15 protein-coding genes are annotated in these 15813 nt (G+C 68.8%); 5 read left to right on the forward strand and 10 right to left on the reverse strand.

Annotated elements, in window-relative coordinates; genetic code table 11:
- The first annotated feature begins 1 nt into the window (after position 1).
- Both ACFVKT_RS05935 and ACFVKT_RS05940 read left to right on the forward strand, forming a co-directional pair.
- The gene (locus ACFVKT_RS05935; RefSeq protein WP_385727907.1) at positions 2 to 916 is read left to right on the forward strand and encodes an alcohol dehydrogenase catalytic domain-containing protein; all 915 of its coding nucleotides are present in this window, start codon (positions 2 to 4) and stop codon (positions 914 to 916) included.
- 143 nt (positions 917 to 1059) lie between these two features.
- Positions 1060 to 1911, forward strand: coding sequence for a class I SAM-dependent methyltransferase (locus tag ACFVKT_RS05940; protein ID WP_385727909.1), 852 nt, complete (start codon positions 1060 to 1062; stop codon positions 1909 to 1911).
- A gap of 84 nt (positions 1912 to 1995) precedes the next feature.
- Here ACFVKT_RS05940 and ACFVKT_RS05945 read toward each other — a convergent pair whose 3' ends face one another.
- A complete protein-coding gene (locus tag ACFVKT_RS05945) occupies positions 1996 to 3555 on the reverse strand; it encodes a subtype B tannase (RefSeq protein WP_385727910.1) in 1560 nt (519 codons plus the stop codon).
- 434 nt (positions 3556 to 3989) lie between these two features.
- Here ACFVKT_RS05945 and ACFVKT_RS05950 point away from each other — a divergent pair, with 434 nt between their 5' ends.
- Positions 3990 to 5192, forward strand: a complete 1203-nt coding sequence (locus tag ACFVKT_RS05950) for a sensor histidine kinase (RefSeq protein WP_385727912.1) — start codon at positions 3990 to 3992, stop codon at positions 5190 to 5192.
- A 59-nt stretch (positions 5193 to 5251) separates the two neighbouring features.
- Here ACFVKT_RS05950 and ACFVKT_RS05955 read toward each other — a convergent pair whose 3' ends face one another.
- The 7 genes from ACFVKT_RS05955 to ACFVKT_RS05985 form a co-directional block, all read right to left on the reverse strand.
- The gene (locus ACFVKT_RS05955) at positions 5252 to 5944 is read right to left on the reverse strand and encodes a response regulator (protein ID WP_385727914.1); all 693 of its coding nucleotides are present in this window, start codon (positions 5942 to 5944) and stop codon (positions 5252 to 5254) included.
- Between the two features lie 9 nt (positions 5945 to 5953).
- Positions 5954 to 6757 (reverse strand): ABC transporter ATP-binding protein, encoded by an 804-nt coding sequence (locus ACFVKT_RS05960; RefSeq protein ID WP_385727916.1) that lies wholly within the window; start codon positions 6755 to 6757, stop codon positions 5954 to 5956.
- A 24-nt stretch (positions 6758 to 6781) separates the two neighbouring features.
- Positions 6782 to 7591, reverse strand: coding sequence for an ABC transporter permease (locus ACFVKT_RS05965; RefSeq protein ID WP_385727917.1), 810 nt, complete (start codon positions 7589 to 7591; stop codon positions 6782 to 6784).
- Entirely contained in the window at positions 7555 to 8328 is a 774-nt protein-coding gene (locus ACFVKT_RS05970) for an ABC transporter permease (protein ID WP_385727919.1), read from the reverse strand. The genes ACFVKT_RS05965 and ACFVKT_RS05970 overlap by 37 nt, the downstream gene beginning before the upstream one ends.
- Positions 8325 to 9290, reverse strand: coding sequence for an ABC transporter substrate-binding protein (locus ACFVKT_RS05975; protein ID WP_385727921.1), 966 nt, complete (start codon positions 9288 to 9290; stop codon positions 8325 to 8327). Before ACFVKT_RS05975 ends, ACFVKT_RS05970 begins: the two co-directional genes overlap by 4 nt.
- 540 nt (positions 9291 to 9830) lie before the next feature.
- Positions 9831 to 10859, reverse strand: a complete 1029-nt coding sequence (locus tag ACFVKT_RS05980) for a VOC family protein (RefSeq protein ID WP_385727923.1) — start codon at positions 10857 to 10859, stop codon at positions 9831 to 9833.
- Complete coding sequence (locus ACFVKT_RS05985) at positions 10856 to 11728, reverse strand: alpha/beta fold hydrolase (RefSeq protein WP_385727925.1); 873 nt, start codon at positions 11726 to 11728, stop codon at positions 10856 to 10858. The genes ACFVKT_RS05980 and ACFVKT_RS05985 overlap by 4 nt, the downstream gene beginning before the upstream one ends.
- Positions 11729 to 12009: 281 nt before the next feature.
- Here ACFVKT_RS05985 and ACFVKT_RS05990 point away from each other — a divergent pair, with 281 nt between their 5' ends.
- Positions 12010 to 12642 carry a TetR/AcrR family transcriptional regulator gene (locus ACFVKT_RS05990; protein WP_385727927.1) on the forward strand — a complete coding sequence of 211 codons (633 nt, stop codon included), beginning with the start codon at positions 12010 to 12012 and terminating at the stop codon, positions 12640 to 12642.
- A 206-nt stretch (positions 12643 to 12848) separates the two neighbouring features.
- On the opposite strand, the gene ACFVKT_RS05995 is transcribed toward ACFVKT_RS05990, so the two are convergent.
- Together ACFVKT_RS05995 and ACFVKT_RS06000 are read right to left on the reverse strand one after the other, a co-directional pair.
- Positions 12849 to 13478 carry a TetR/AcrR family transcriptional regulator gene (locus tag ACFVKT_RS05995; protein WP_385727929.1) on the reverse strand — a complete coding sequence of 210 codons (630 nt, stop codon included), beginning with the start codon at positions 13476 to 13478 and terminating at the stop codon, positions 12849 to 12851.
- The gene (locus ACFVKT_RS06000; RefSeq protein WP_385727931.1) at positions 13475 to 13600 is read right to left on the reverse strand and encodes a hypothetical protein; all 126 of its coding nucleotides are present in this window, start codon (positions 13598 to 13600) and stop codon (positions 13475 to 13477) included. The genes ACFVKT_RS05995 and ACFVKT_RS06000 overlap by 4 nt, the downstream gene beginning before the upstream one ends.
- A 289-nt stretch (positions 13601 to 13889) precedes the next feature.
- Between ACFVKT_RS06000 and ACFVKT_RS06005 the strand changes: the two genes are divergently transcribed.
- Entirely contained in the window at positions 13890 to 15758 is a 1869-nt protein-coding gene (locus ACFVKT_RS06005) for an AMP-dependent synthetase/ligase (RefSeq protein WP_385727933.1), read from the forward strand.
- The last annotated feature ends 55 nt before the right edge of the window (positions 15759 to 15813 follow it).

A 15813-nucleotide genomic window follows, 5' to 3' on the forward strand; every position in this document is an offset into this window, starting at 1 on the left:
CATGCGCTGGTCCCAGGTGATCTCCGCCCGCACAAGTGAGACGGTCGAGGGCCCCGACGCCCCGCCACGCCCCGGCGAAGTCGTCGTACGTACGGCGCTGTCCGGTCTGTGCACATCCGAACTGCCTGCCTGGACAGGACATGACGGAGGTACGCCACTGCGCCTGGGCCACGAACTGTCGGGCGAGATCAGCGCGATCGGCCCGGGGGTTCATGGTTGGACCGTCGGGGAACAGGTCACCGGATTCGCCTCGGGAGCCTTCGCCGAGACCGTTCACGTCCCGGCCAAGGACCTGCTCCCGCTGCCGCTCAACCTGAACGCCGACACGGTCCTCGGCGAGCCCGTGGCCTGCGTGGTCGAGGCGCTGTCCCGGTGCGGGCGGACTCCGGGGCGACGGGTGGCCGTCGTCGGGCTGGGCTTCATGGGCTTGATCGCCGTCCAAGTGGCCGCGGCCGCCGCGCCGGTTCATCTCGTGGGCGTCGATCCGCGGACCGAGGCCCGTGCCCTCGCGACCGGTCTCGGCGCGCACGAGGCGTGTGCGCCGTCCGATGCCGAACCCGGCTCGTACGACATCGTCGTCGAGTTCACGGGATCGGCGGCAGGGCTGCGGCAGGCCGGCGAACTCACGGCGGAACACGGCACGTTGTGTGTCGCCGGCTACCACCACCACGGCCCACGCACACTGGACATCGAGCTCTGGTACCGAGGCGTCACCATCGTCAACGGCTTCACCCCGCAGCGCCACCGCCAGCTCCAGGCGCTACGCGACGGCCTGGACCTGATGTCCGCCCGGCGGCTGACCCTGGAGCCGCTGCTGACCCACGAGGCACGACTGGACGACCTCGACGAGGGATTCCGCCAACTCGCCGAAAGACCGGCCGGGTTCGTGAAGTGCGTCGTACGGCCCGGAGCCTGAACCTCGCGCAGACCGGTACTCCCTTGTGGTCGACCGGCCATGGGTGAAGTGCCCGCCATGCCAACCGGCCAGGCATGAACGGCCGTTGCTCGCCTTACCCTGCCCGCCCCAGAAAGTGTGTATCGGTCTTCTAGGCCGGTGCGGTGACTGATGAGCAGGAGCGGGTGCAGCCGTCGGGAGTGTGGGCCACGGCAGTGGGGGTGGCCGGGGTGCGGGCGCTGGAGACCGAGCGGGAGAACGCGCTGTTCCGCGACCCACTGGCACAGGCCTTCGCCACCGCCGGCGGCCTGTGGCCCTCCTCGTCGCCGCTGCCCGATGACGCGGCCGCACGCCGCCGTCGGTCGGCCGTGTCGTTCTCCGTCGTCATCAGGACGAAGTTCCTCGACGACCTGTTGCATCAGGCCTCCGCGTCCGGGGTCCGGCAGTTCGTGCTGCTCGGCGCCGGCATGGACAGCCGGGCCTTCCGGATGGACTGGCCCGAGGGCACCCGCCTGTTCGAGGTCGACACCGCCGCGCCACTGGACTTCAAGGCTTCGGTGCTGCGCCAGGAGCGGGCCGTCGCCCGCTGCGAGCGGATCACCGTCGTGGTGGATCTGCGTGAGGACTGGCCAGGCGGGTTGGCTGCCGCAGGGCACGACCCGTCCCTGCCGACCGCGTGGATCGCCGAAGGGCTACTGATCTATCTGCCGGAGGATGCGGTGGAGCTGCTGCTGGCCCAGATCAGCACGCAGTCGGCGGCAGGCAGTCGGTTGGGACTGACATTGGGCTCGCGCGGCGTGATCGAGCGCTTCGGCGCGGACGCCGCGCTGGGATCGGCGGCGTCCATGTGGGTTTCGGAGATGCCCGACGACCCGGTGGGCTGGCTGGCCGGGCACGGCTGGGAGGCCGACAGCCACACCCTGCGCGAGCGCGCTGCCGCTTACGGCCGCCCGATCAGCACCCCGCCGCAGCGTGAGGAGCGGTCCGGCGGACTGATCTCGGCGGTCCGCCGGTAGAGCGACTCCCGGACCCCTGGAGTCATGGCCTGGCCGGTGGTGGTGTTGTTCGTAGGCGTACGGCTGGCTTTCGCCGCCGTAGTGCTACCCGACGGTGTAGCCGGTGATATCGCCCATCCACTTGATCAGATCGCCCGGGTCCTCGTTGGCGCCGTGGCCGCCGTCCCAGTACATCTTGAGGTTGACGTCGTCGCCGAGGTTCTGCGTCTTGAGGGCGAGGTTGGTGATCGCGGTCAGGGAGTGTGTGGTGTCGCTGGTGCCGATCCGCAGCCACCAGTGCCTCGCCCGCCGCGGGTTGCGCTCCTCCAGATAGGTCATCGGGTTGGTCAGCTTGACCTTGTGCGGGATGTCGCGGTCGACCGTGGCGGTCTTGTCACCGGTCGCGTACCGCAGGCCGAAGGTGGTGAAGTGCCGCGAGACATGGGTCTCGTCGCCGAAGTAGCCAGGCTCGGGCTGTGCCATGGCCTTGTCGTCGAAGGCGGGCACAGGACGGGACCGGGCGATGTGCGCGATGTATCCGTCCCAGGAGAAGGACGCTTTATCGCCCGCCCACTTGATGAAGGGGTTCGCGGTCAGGTAGGTCGTCCGGTCGGCCTCGGAGAGGGCCAGCAGATGGCTGGTCGCGGCCGGCTGGACGTACTTCTCCAGCAGGTACCGGTCGTAGTTGGCGGCCGTCACCCGGCCGAACCGGCCCACGCCATGGAGGCCGAGGGACGCCTGGTACTCCGCGAACTGTGCGGTCAGCTGCTTCGAGGCCGTCTGGTCGACCAGCTCGCCGTTCAGCTCGGCCGAGCCGAACATCCACTCGTAGGCCTTGTCGGCGTTGCCGAGGTCGATGATGGGGCAGAAGACGGCGGAGGCGAACACCGCGTCGCTCGCCTCGGCCGCGCCGATCTCCCGGAGATAGGGATCGAACAGCGAACTGCCCACTGAGGCGCCCATCATGGAGGAGAAGTTGCCGCCGGCGCTGCCTCCGTTGGTGATGATCTTGCTGGGGTTGCCGGGCAGCACGCCCCTGTTCTTGTGGACGTACCGCAGCGCCGCTTTCAGGTCGACGAGAGCTGCGGGAGCCTTGCCGTAGTACTTGCCGTCCTTGACGTTTTCCCGTCCGCGGGCGCCTGAGGTGACCACGACGTAGCCGGCCGCGAGGGCCAGTGCCGAGTTGTCGCCCTGGTCGCCCGCCCCGGGCGGCAGCGGGGGCCTGGTCGTGGGCGACGGGGTCGGGGTGGCGCTGGGATCGGGCGAGGCGCTGTCGCTCGTGGTCGGGCTCGGGCCGGGAACGCCACGGCCGGCGGGCGTGCCGGACAGGAAACCACCGAGCGGAATGGAGAAGAAGATCGGAGCGTGGGATGCGTCGATGGCCCTCCCGTCGATCTCGACCGGCTCCTCGACGTTGAGACACTGGTAGGTCGCGTCCACGGGATTGGCGACGTAGACGATGTTCTCCCAGAACCGGTAGGTGACGCTCTTCTCGGTGCCGTCGGCCGTCGTGACGGTCTTGGTCTTCGTCGTGTGCGAATCCCTGGGGAATACAAGCGAGTTGCCGGTCGACGCAGCCGCGCTCTGCGTCCCGCCGCGATACCAGACGGTGGCCGCGCCGGCTGCGGTGGCGGCCATGCCGGAAAGGAGGATTCGACGCTTCACATCATCACCTTTGTCGGAGTGCGGGTTTGTGCGCCCTTTGGGCGGCGGGTCCCGATGTATTTGCAGCTTCCCCGGCACATGGGTGGAGACCGAACCAGACACAACGGCCTTGTCGCGTGGGGGATGCGGCGTGTTCAAACTGCCGTCTCGAAACCGGTTCCCGCGTCCCCTGGATGCCGTCTCTCGCACATACGGCGTCCGCCGTATCCTGCTGCGCGCGTACGCGTGCCGGCGTAGGACGAACCGGCGGCCGGACCCCCTGGATATCGCAAAGGTGCAGGTCGTGCCCATGGAAATGGGGAGGACGCCGCAGGCTGGCGACAGCGGTGCGCTGAGACGGGCGGCGTGTCGCGGGCCGTTGAGACGCGTACCGTGAACGGGGTGAACTGTGTGGGCGCGTTCTGCCGCGGGCGCAAACCGGCCGGAGCCGGGCGATGACAAGTGTGCCGGACCGAATACGGAGCCGCACGCTCGGCAACCCTTTCCTCGTCGACGGGTTGCTTGCCGCCGTCTGCGCGGTCGTCGTTTTGGAGGGATTCCTCGGCGAGGGCCTTCCGGTGTTCGCCCCGATGCTGCTCACCCTGTTTTCAGCAGCGCCGCTGACGGTGCGACGGCGTATGCCGTTGGGCGCACTCGTGGCGACAACCGCCGTATTCCTTGTCGCCCTGCTGTGGATGGGGAAACCGGGTCCTGGAATCGTGTGCTGTCTGGTGGCCCTTTATTCCGCGGCGGTGGCAGCTCCGCGTCCCCGCGCTTTGATCATCGGTACGGTCACCGCGATCATCATCCCGGTCTCCGCGCTTGTGGTGACGGGGAGTCAGTTCTTCGACGCGCCCAATCTCATCCTGATCGCATGGCTCGGCGCGGCCGCCGCCATTGGCGATGCCACAAGGAACCGTCGTGCCTACATTCAGGCCATCAAGGACCGTGCCCTGCGAGCGGAGTGGACCCGGGAAGCGGAGGCGCGTCGCCAAGTGGCCGAGGAGCGCCTGCGGCTTGCCCGCGACCTGCACGACATCGTGGCCCACAGCATCACGGTGATCAACTTCCAGGCCGGAGCGGCCGCACATCTACTGCGCCGAGAGCCCGACGCGGCCGAAGCGGCGATCGAGCACGTCATCACGGCGAGCGGCAGCACCCTGGCCGAACTCGGCACGATGCTGACCGTTCTGCGCCAGCCCGTCGGTGAGCCGTTCCCTCCGGAGCCCATGCCCACCCTTGACCGTCTCGACGATCTCCTCGACGGTTTCAGGGCCGTCGGCCTGGCGATCGACATACAGCGCGGCGGAACGGCCTTCAGCCTGAGTCCGGCCGTCAGCATGGCCGGCTACCGCATCATCCAGGAGTCGCTGACGAACGCGTTCAAGTACGCCACGCCCCGGACCGCGACGGTCCGCCTGTCCTTCGCCGCTCACCGGCTGCGGATCTCGGTCGTCAACCCGGTGACCCGCGTTCAGGCCCAGCGGAATTCCGCCGAGGCGTCCTCGGCGGAACTCCCCGAGCGCCGGGGCACCGGTCGTGGTCTGCTGGGCCTGCGCGAGCGGGCCGCCTCCGTCGGAGGTCGCCTCGACATCCGGGAGAGCAGCGAGGAGTTCAGCGTGGACACGCTCCTTCCCGCGTCCCGGACGGAACTCTGAAGCGCGGCTCCGGCCCCTTGGCCGCAAGACCGTGCCGGGGGAGTGCGTTCGTGGTCCGGCTACCGGTCGGTGGCCGTGGCCGCGGAGCGGACGAGTCCGGTCTGGTACGCGATCACCACGAGTTGTGCCCGGTCCCGGACTCCGAGTTTGGCCATGGCGCGGTGCACATGGGTACGGACGGTCTGGCGGGAGATGACCAGGTGGTCGGCGATCGCCTCATTGGGCAGTCCCTCGGCCACCAGTGCCACGATCTCCCGTTCGCGGTCGGTGAGTTTGGCCAGTTCCCCGGACGGGACGGGCAGTGGTCCGTCGGGGAGCGCGAGGTATCTGGTGATCAACGTCTGCGTGGCTCTGGGTGACAGCAGAGAGTCGCCGCGCGCCGCGACGCGGATGGCCTCCGGCAGTTCCGCGGGACGCATCCCCTTCCCCAGGAAGCCGCACGCCCCGGCCCGTAGGGCCTGGAGGACGTACTCGTCCACCTCGTAGGTGGTGAGGATTACGATGCGGACGCCGTCCAGGTCCGGATCCGAGGCGATCTCCCGCGTGGCCGACAGCCCGTCCAACTCCGGCATACGGATGTCCATCAGCACGACATCCGGTGTGGTGCGGCGGACTACCTCGATCGCTTCGCGGCCGGTCTCGGCCTCTCCCACCACCTCCAGATCGTCCGCCGAGTCGATCAGAATGCGGAATCCGCCCCGCAGCAGAGCTTGATCATCAGCGATGACCACCCGGATCGAGGCGTCGTTCATGCGGTCACCCTACGGCAAAACGGAGGTCCCGTCTCCGGGTATCCGCACGGCTCGTTTCGCCGCCTGGATCTGCTCGTAGACATGAGTCCGCAGTTCGGTGAAGCGAGGGGTGGCTCGGGTGTGCAGTTGATCCCGTTCGTCGGGCAGATCGATGCGGAGCTCGTCCTGCACGACGGTCGGCGAGGCGGAGAGAACGATCACCCGCTCGCCAAGGTAGACCGCCTCGTCGATGTCGTGTGTGACGAACAGGAAGGTGATCCCGCGCTCCTGCCACAACGCTCGGACCAGGTCCTCCAGGTCCGCACGGGTCTGCGCGTCGACCGCCGCGAACGGCTCGTCCATCAGCAGGACTTGGGGCTCATAGGCCAGCGCGCGGGCGATCGCCACGCGCTGCTGCATGCCCCCGGACAGCTGCCAGGGATAGGCGTCGGCGGCGTCCGCAAGCCCAACCGACCGCAGGGCGTCGGTGACCAGCTCCCGGCGTTTCGCCTTCGGCGTCCCCTTCTGCTTCAGAGGCAGACCGACGTTGTCGCCGACCTTCATCCAGGGGAAGAGGCTGCGCCCGTACTCCTGGAAGACGATCGCCATGCCCGGCGGCGGACCGGTCACCGGTTCGCCGTCGAGGAGGACTTGTCCCACGGACGGGTCGAGCAGTCCGCCCATGCATTTCAGCAGGGTCGTCTTGCCGCAGCCCGACGGGCCCACCAGACAGACGAGTTCACCCTCCTTCACCGTGAAGGTGAGATCGCGGACCGCCTCCACGCGTCGGCCGGACCCCTCGTAGGTCTTCCCCAGACCACGTACGTCGAGCATGGTTCGCCCTTTCGGAATGTTCACTCACGACCGCCGGGTGGACGCGCGCAGGCCGTGGTACCAGCCGAGCACCCGCCGCTCGGCGAACTGGAAGGCAAGGGAGAGCAGAAATCCGAGCAGGCCAAGGAGGAGGATTCCGGTCCACATGTCGGGGATGGCGAAGCTGCGCTGGAACTGCACCACGGTGAAGCCGATGCCGTTGTTCGCGGCGAACATCTCGCTGATGACCATGAGGATGATGCCGACGGAGAGGGCCTGGCGCAGGCCGGCGACGATCTGCGGACTCGCCGAGGGCAGCACCAGGTGGCGCAGCCGCCCGACACCGCGGATGTCATACGAACGCGCCGTCTCCAGCATCACCGAGTCGACCGCGCGGACGCCTTCGACCGTGTTGAGCAGGATCGGCCAGACGCAGCCACTCGCGATCACCACGATTTTCATCGTGTCGCCGATGCCCGCGAACAGCATGATCACCGGCACCAGCACCGGGGGCGGCACGGCCCGCAGAAACTCCAGCACGGGCTCGCAGAAGGCCCGCACCCCACGGTGGGAGCCGATGAGGGTGCCCAGGCCGACGCCCACGACACCCGCGAGCACGTAGCCGCAGGTCAGGCGCAGCACACTGGGCAGCAGTTCCGTGCGCAGGCGTTCACCGGTCCACACCGAGGAGAAGGTCCGGAAGATCGTGCGCAGCGGCGGCCAGAACGGGTCGGTGCTCCCGTCCGACGCGACCCACCACAGCCCCAGCAGCACCGCGGGCAGGCCGGCCGCGAACAGCACTTGCCGTGCGTACGCCCTCACAGCGCGGCCTCCCCTCGTACGGACTGATGCCATGCCAGCGCACGCCGCTCCACCGCCCTGGCCCCCACATTGATCAGCAGCCCCAGCACTCCGGTCACCGTGACCAGCGCGTACATCTCGGGCACGGCCTGCGACGCCTGGGCCACCGCGATCAGCGAGCCCAGTCCTGGTGCTCCGATGACCAGTTCGGCCGTGATGGTCAGCACCAGGGCCACCGCCGCGGCGAGCCGGATCCCGGTCATGACGTAGGGCAGGGCCGTCGGCCACATCACATGCCGGATGCGTGCCCAGGTCCCGAGCCCGTACGACCGTGCCGTCTCGTCGGCGACGGGGTCCACGTCCTGGACGCCGTACAGCACCTGGACGAGCACCTGCCAGAACGACGCGTACACCACCAGCAGCAGCACCGAGCGCAGTTCACTGCCGTACAGCAGTACTGCCAGCGGGATCAGGGCCACCGACGGGATGGGACGCAGGAACTCGATGGTCGACGCCGTCACTTGGTGCAGAAACGGCACGACGGTGATGAGTAGGCCGCACAGGACGGCGGCGCTTGACGCGATGCCCAGGCCGATCATCCAGCCGGTCAGCGTGTCCCCGAGCGCCGACCAGAAGGCGGCGTCGGTGAGTTCGTCGCCCAGCGCGCCGGCGGTCCTGCTCGGGGGCGGGAAGTAGTCGGCGGCGGCCAGGCCGAGCCGCGGCACGGCTTCGGCGAGGGCGAGGAAGGCCGCGAGCCCCGCCGCCCCGAGTGCGGTGTTCGGATTCCTCACGGCAGCAACGCGTCCAGGTCCGGGGCGGTCTTGAACAGGCCGTCCTGCTCGCCGAGTTTCTCCAGGGTCTCCACCGAGGACCGGCTGATGTCCGCCGGCCACTTCGGCAGTGTCACCTTCGACAGGACGGAGGACGGGATCTTCGTGTACGTGGAGACGGCGTCGCGTGCCTCCTCCGGGTGGCTGTTCGCGTAGGCCAGCGCCTCCGCGGTGGCCTTCTGGAAGTTGGTCACCACCTGGGGGTTCTGCGTCGCGTACGTCTGCGAGGTGAAGTACATGGCGACGGTGAGGTCCTTGGCCACGTCGACGTAGGGTGACGCGATCTCCACGCCCCCGGCGTTCAGGATGGTGGTCAGCGCGGGCTCGACTGCCATCGCGGCGTCCACCTGGCCCTTCTCCAGGGCGGCGGGCATCTGGTCGAAAGCCAGCTCCACGAACTTCACCTTTGACGCGTCGCCTCCGGCCTTGCGCACGGACTCCCGGACCGAGGTGTCCAGGATGTTGTTCAGCGTGTTGACGGCAACCGTCTTGTCCTCAAGGTCCTTTGCGGACTTGAGCGAACTGCCCTTCTTGACCACGAGCGCGCCGTAGTCGTGGCCGTCCACACCGGTGGTCGCCACGCCGTTGGAGACGGCCTTCACCGGTATGTCGTTGCTCTGAGCGATCATCAGCGACGTCGTGTTGCTGAAACCGAACTGGAACTGGCCGCTGACGACGCCCGGCACGATGGCCGAGCCGCCCTGCGCCGTGGTCATCGAGACCTTGAGACCGTACTTCTCGTAGATCCCCTTCTGCTGGCCGAGATAGACGGGGGCCACGTCGACGATCGGAATGACTCCGACCTTGACGCTGGTGAGGCCGCCGCTGTCCGACGCGGAGCCGTCCGAATTTCCGGACGATCCACAGGCCGTGACCCCGAACAGAAGGGAGGCGGCGGCGATGCCGAATAGATGGCGCTGCATTTTCTGTCCTCCCGCGGGCCGCACCGGTACTGTTCCGGCCGGTCCGCGCGCACTGGAAGCTGGTGGGGAGACGACGAAGGGGCAAGACATGGCGTCGAATTCGACGTGCCAAAGGTGTCTTGCGCGCTCCATCCGCACATCCCCCCGGCACCGTCAATGGGCTGTACGGCGCCTGCCGTACGACGGGTGACGGATACGATCACAGCCGTACCGGGCCAGGCCCGCGGATCGCCGTGGTGGCCGCGCCCGCTCCACAGGCTGTCGCAGTCGTCCGCGGTCTCTGGAGGGCCAAGCGGCGTTGCGCTGGTTGACGGCGTACGACGACTTCGGCTCCGCTGGTCGGTCGTGCGACCCAGCGCTCGATCGGTGCCCGCGCGGTGGACAGCGCGCCATTGGTTGTCAGTTGGGTTGGTGTGGGCTCGCGGCTGGGCGGACCGGATGTGCTCTCGTCGACGGTTGTTGCACAGCGGCGCAGGCCTTGCGGATCCGGGGGAGTCGTACCGGTGTGGCGGCCCGCGCCGGAACGGTGGGGTGGGTTTGTCAGTCGTCGGCGATACCGGCACCGCTGAGGGCGGGCACGGTGTTCTCCGGGTGGGCGAGGGAGCGGGCGCCGGCCCGGAACTGGGCGAGCTTGTCGACGATGGTCTGACCGACCGGGAGGTGTCCCCAGACGCTGATGCCCTGATGGGTGCTGGGTTCCCACGTCGCCTCGTCGACGACGATGGGGTTCCAGCCGACTTCCCAGTCGAAGCCGGAGGGCGTGCGGGCGTAGTAGGAGAGTTCGCGGTCGTTGGTGTGCTGACCGACGGACAGCGAGCCGAAGCCGAGTTCGCGGACGCGCTGGTAGCTCAGGGCGACGTCGTCGAGGGTGTCGGCCTGGATGTTGAGGTGCTGCACGCGGGTGCGGATCGGGTCGAACGGCAGGATGAGGGGGTTGCCCACCGCGATGGTGTGGTGGCGTTCGTTGACGCGAAGGAAGCGGATCTTGACTTTGACGCCGCTCATGGTCTCGTCGATGTAGTCGCTCAGGCGGGCGTCGAAGACGGTGTTGAAGTAGCCGCGGATCTGCGCCGGCCTGGTGGACGTCAGGGCGATGTGGCCCATGCCGGCATCACCGGTGACGAAGCCGGAGGCGAGCATGCGCAGGGGCTCGGCGGACTTCACCGGGGTGGTGTAGATCTCCTGGGTGATGCCTTTGGGGCCGGGGAAGCGCAGCAGGCGTTCGACGCCGCGCAGGGCGGCTTCTTCGTCGCTTCCGACGACGAGGGGCACGCCGTGGGCGCGGATGCGGGCCTCGATCTGTTCGAAAGAGCGATGGTCGTCGATGTGCCAGCCGGTGGTGACGACGTCTTCGGCAGGGCCGCGCCGCAGCAGAAAGCGGCACTCCTGGTCGTCGAGGCGGAAGCGCATCAGGTCGCGGGAAAGTGCGTCGTGATGCATGCCGACGGCGTCGACGCCGAAGCGGCGCCAGTCGGCGAAGCGGTTGGTCTCGATGATGATGTAGCCGAGGTGGACGGCTCCGAAGACCGACGGGGCGTCGTGCCCCTCATGGGTGTCATACGTGTTCATCGACGGCCTCCCATGAAGTCGGCGCAGATACGGTTGAACAGTTCGGCTCGCTCGAACTGCACCCAGTGCCCGGTGTTGGCCACCATGTACAGGTCGCAGTTGGGCATGCGGTCGGCCAGCATGCGGGCACCGGAGGGGCGGTTGACCTTGTCCTCGGCACCCCACAGCACGAGGGTGGGCACGGACAGTCGGCTCAGGCGCGGGTCGCGGGTGAAGTCCGACTTCCACAGGGTGCGAAGTGCGCCGGGCCCGGAGGGAAGACTGGTGGGCGGGGAGGCGATGACCTCGGGGTCGATGCTGGCCTGGTAGCGGTCTTCGATGGCGGAGTCCGGGACACTGGCGGCGTTGAAGACGAGGTAGTTGCGGATGAACGTCTCCAGCTTCAGCCGGGACGGTCCGTCGCCGGTGTAGTAGCCGAGCAGGCTCCTCGCGCCTTTGGTGGGCACGGTGCGGGTGGTGCCGACGCCGGCGGGGCCCATCAGCAGCATGTGGTCGATCCGGTGGGGAGTGTCCAGGGCGAGGCGCAGGGCACAGGCGCCGCCGTAGGAGTTGCCGACCAGGTGGACCTTGTCCAGGCCGAGTTCGTCCAGCAGGCCGCGGATGTGGCGGGAGAGGTACCCGACGGGGTCGGCACTGTCGACGCCCTTACTGCTGCGGCCGTAGCCGGGCATGTCGGGCACGATGACCCGGTAATTCTCGGCCAGCCGGGCGATGTTGCGGGCGTAGTTGGAGACACCGGAGGCGCCCGGGCCGCCGCCGTGCAGCATCACGACCGGCGGGCCGTCGCCCGTCTCCGCAACGAAGATCTTCTTTCCGTCGACGTCATACGTCGTCTCCTGCATCGTCGGCAGGACGGTCGGAGTGGTCATGTCGTTCCTCGCTTTGCTGTGACGGTCGGGTCGGCGAAGGGCTGTTGTCGGGGTGGGGCCTGTCGGCGGCGGTGGAGTTGCGCGCGACGGGCGCGGCGGCGTGGGTGCCGGGGCGCTCTCGATCCACGGAGACGGCTCGGGCACGCGCTGAGATCTCGGCGCCGTGGTCGTGGGCTGCGATCTTCCGGTTACCGTAGTGATCGCTCCAATTGGAATGAGTGCTACGGTAATCGTGATGCCGGATGCAGTCAAGAGCCGGCGTGATCAGGAGGGGAGTACTCATGGCCAGGTCCGAGGTCACTCGCAAGAAGCGCGCGAACGGCATCGAATCGCGGCAGCGCATCCTCGACGCCGCCGTGGAGATCGCGGGTGAGCGCGGGTACGAGGGCACCTCGATCGCGGCCGTCAGCGTCAAGTGCGGGCTGCCCGCCAGCTCGATCTACTGGCACTTCAAGGACAAGGACGACCTGATCGCCGCTGTCATCGAGCGCAGCTTCGACACGTGGCTGGCCGCGATGGAGCTGCCGGGTGAGGAAACGGGCACGACTTTGGAGCGGATCACCGTCTTCGCCACGAACCTGGCGAAGTCGCTGGTCGACGCCCCTGACTTTCTGCGCCTGGGCCTCATGCTCGCCCTGGAGCGACGGCCCGTTGAGCCGCGGGGCAGGACTGTGTTCCTCCAGGTCCGGGAGACTGCCCGCCTTAGGATCTCCGAGGCGGCGCGGACCCTCTTCCCGGAGCTGGACGAGGACGCGATCCGGACGCTGACCATCTATGGCCTCGCAGGCGCTGACGGCTTGTTCGTGCAGCGTGAGACCGGCGGGGACTCCGTCGACCTGGTGGCGTTGTTCGAACTGCACGCCCGGCTGGTGCACGAGGCGGCACGCCTGATGGCGACCGGCGAAGCCCGCTGAGCGCGAGAGTGTCCGAGTCTTCCGCTACGAAGCAGCCTTTGCGTTACTGCGTCCTGCTCACGTACAGCAGCTCCCGGATCGCGGATTCCGTGTGGCTCTCGACCACACTTCCCGCCCTGAGATGCTCGCCGCGCAGCTCGTCGTCGAATTGTGGGGTGACCGGTATGCGGCCCGGGCGGCGACACAGGCCGCGTGCCCTCCGCCCGTCACTCCCCGCGGCTCTCCGGCCCAAATTCCGTGATGATCAGCAGAAGGGTGCGCTCCAGCAGGGCGAACGTCTGCTCCCGGCTCAGGGTGCCGCGGTTGAGCCACTCGTTGGTCGCGGAGCGTGTCATCGCGGCGAAGGCCCGGCACATGCCGCGCAGCGGTTCGTCCGCCTCGGTGTCCGGGTCGATGCCGAGCGCGCGCAGGGTCTGGTCGACGGTCACCTCTTCCGCCTCCCGCATGACGGAGTCGACGTCGGGGTCATGGCCGTGCGAGAGCGCGTCGACGGTGACGAGCCACATGCCGCGGTTGCGGTCGACGACGCTGAGGAAGCGGTCGACGACGCCGCTCACCCGCTCCTGGACAGTGCCCTTGGGCAGCCGCTCCAGGACGGAGTCAGGCACGGCGACCATCTCGCGCAGCACCTCCAGGTAGAGCTCCCGCTTGCCGCCGAAGTAGTGGTTGACCAGCCCTCGGGCGACGCCGGCCTCACGTGCGATGTCCGCCAGTGACACTGCGCCGTACGGCTTCTCGCCGAAGACGCGGCGTGCGCAGGTGATGATCTGGTCACGGCGGGCTTCCGGCTCCATCCGGATCCGTGGCCGGCCTTCGGCGGAGGAAGAGGCTGTCACCGCTGCATCTTTTCACGGCCCTCGTCGACGACGGTCGGCGGAAGCCGCAGCGTACCGGGCGCCGCCTCCGGCACCACGGGATCACGCAGGGCGACCGGGGCGAAGCGGGCGTAAGTGGCCACAGGTGCCGGCGCCTCGCTCGCCCTTGCCGGGCGGAGCGCCTCTTATTGGCGACCCGTCAAGAAACTGGAACGAAATCACTCGGGAGCTATTGACGGATCGCCAATAATGGGGCGACGGTGTTGCCGTGTCCGGCGCCCGGTGTGTACCCCGCAACATCGGGAGTCGCGGAGAGTCGGCCTGCCCTACTGCTCCGTGAAGGGCCGCTGGTGTCCCCTGACCGCGCCCCGCCGCCTCGCTCGGCGCCCGCACGATCAAGCCCGTTTCCCCTGACAGCAAAGGAGCTGCCCGGTGTTGCCGACCGCCCCCCGCACGTTCTGTGAGGCGTTCCAGCGGACCGCCGCGCGCCAGGCCGGCCAGGTCGCCCTGCGTACCGTCGGTGGCAAGACGACGCTGCTGTGGTCGGAGTACGCCGACCGGGTCCGGGCGCTCGCCCGGGGGCTCACGGCCCTCGGGGTACGCCATGGCGACACGGTCGCGCTCATGCTGCGCAACCGGCCCGCATTCCACGTCGCCGACACGGCCGTCCTCCATCTCGGAGCCATCCCGTTCTCGGTCTACAACACCTCCTCGCCCCAGCAGGTCGCCCACCTGCTCACGGACTCGGGGGCCCGCCTGGTGATCACGGAGGAGTGCTTCCTGCCCGTGCTCGACCATCCGGCTCGCGCTGTGGACGCGACGGTCATCACCGTCGACGGCGTCTTCCCCGGGACCCTGGCCCTGGACGACGTCTCCTCCCGCACGGTCGAGGGCTTCGACTTCGAGGCGATCTGGCGCTCCGTGTGTCCGGACGACGTACTCACGCTGATCTACACCTCTGGTACGACCGGGCAGCCCAAGGGCGTCGAGATCACGCACCGGGCCGAACTGGCCCAGTGCGCGGCCGCGAACGAGCGGCTCGGCATCAACGCCGGCGATCGGATGATCTCCTTCCTGCCCTCCGCTCATATCGCCGACCGCTGGTCCTCGCACTACACACAGATGACCGCGGGAACCGAGCTGACGACCGTCGACCAGCCCCGTGACATCGCCGCCGCCCTCGCCGACGTCCACCCCCAGGTCTTCGGAGCGGTGCCGCAGATCTGGCAACGCCTCCACAACGGCCTCCGCGCGGCCCTGGAACAGGCAGCGGACAGCGAACCCGACGAGGTGCGCCGACAGGCGCTGTCCGAGGCACCCGGTCTCGGCCTGCGCTACGCCGAGGCCGCCGAGAGTGGCCGGCTCACCGCCGAACTCGCCGACCGCTGGGCGGCGTTGGACTCCAGGGAACTGGCGCCGCTGCGGGAGCGGTTCGGCCTGGACCGATTGCGGGTGGCGGCCTCGGGTGCCGCGCCGATCGCGCCGAGCCTGCTGCTGAACCTGCGCGGCCTGGGTATCCCGGTGAGCAGTGGCCTCGGCATGTCCGAGCTGTCGGGGATGGCGACATACTCGCCTCCCGGTGAGGCCCCGGCCGCCTCGGTGGGCCGTCCCTTGCCGGGCGTGGAAGCTTCGATCGCCGCGGACGGCGAGCTGCTGGTCCGCGGCGAGATCGTCATGCGTGGCTACCGGGGCGCCCCCGAGAAGACCGCCGCCGCGTTTACCGCCGAGGGCTGGCTGCGGACCGGCGATGTCGCGACCATCGACTCAACCGGCGCGATCACCGTGGTGGATCGCAAAAAGGACCTGATGATCAGCACGGGCGGCAAGAACCTGTCGCCCTCCGTCATCGAGGGAGCCGTCCTCGCCCACACTCCCTTGCTCGCGCACGCCGTCGTGATCGGCGATGCCCGCCCCTTCGTGACCGCTCTCCTGGTGCCCGATCCCGAGGCGGTCAACGCCTTCGCCGCACGCCTCGGCCTCGACGGCGAACCCGCCGAACTGTGCCGGCACCCCGAGGTCCGCGCTGCGATCGAGACGGGGTTGGCCGCGGCCAACGCTGTCCTGTCCCGTCCCGAACAGGTCCGCGCCCACATCGTGCTGACCGAGGACTGGCAACCCGGCAGTGAGTTCGTCACCCCCACCCGCAAAACCCGCCGCGGCCCCATCGGCGAGCACTACGCCTCGCAGATCGACGCGATGTACACCGAGCACGCCGCAGCCGCAACCACCGGCGTCAGCGCCGGCACCGGCCTGATCCGTACGGGACCCGTCACAGAGGACTCTGTGCGGGGCAGCCTTTGAAGCGGCGCGTCTCGGCCCGGGCCTCCGAGCAACTTCGGGGCAGACCGGCGGGTGG

The organism is Streptomyces sp. NPDC127595 (genome assembly GCF_042671685.1).
In the GTDB taxonomy this organism is placed as follows: domain Bacteria; phylum Actinomycetota; class Actinomycetes; order Streptomycetales; family Streptomycetaceae; genus Streptomyces.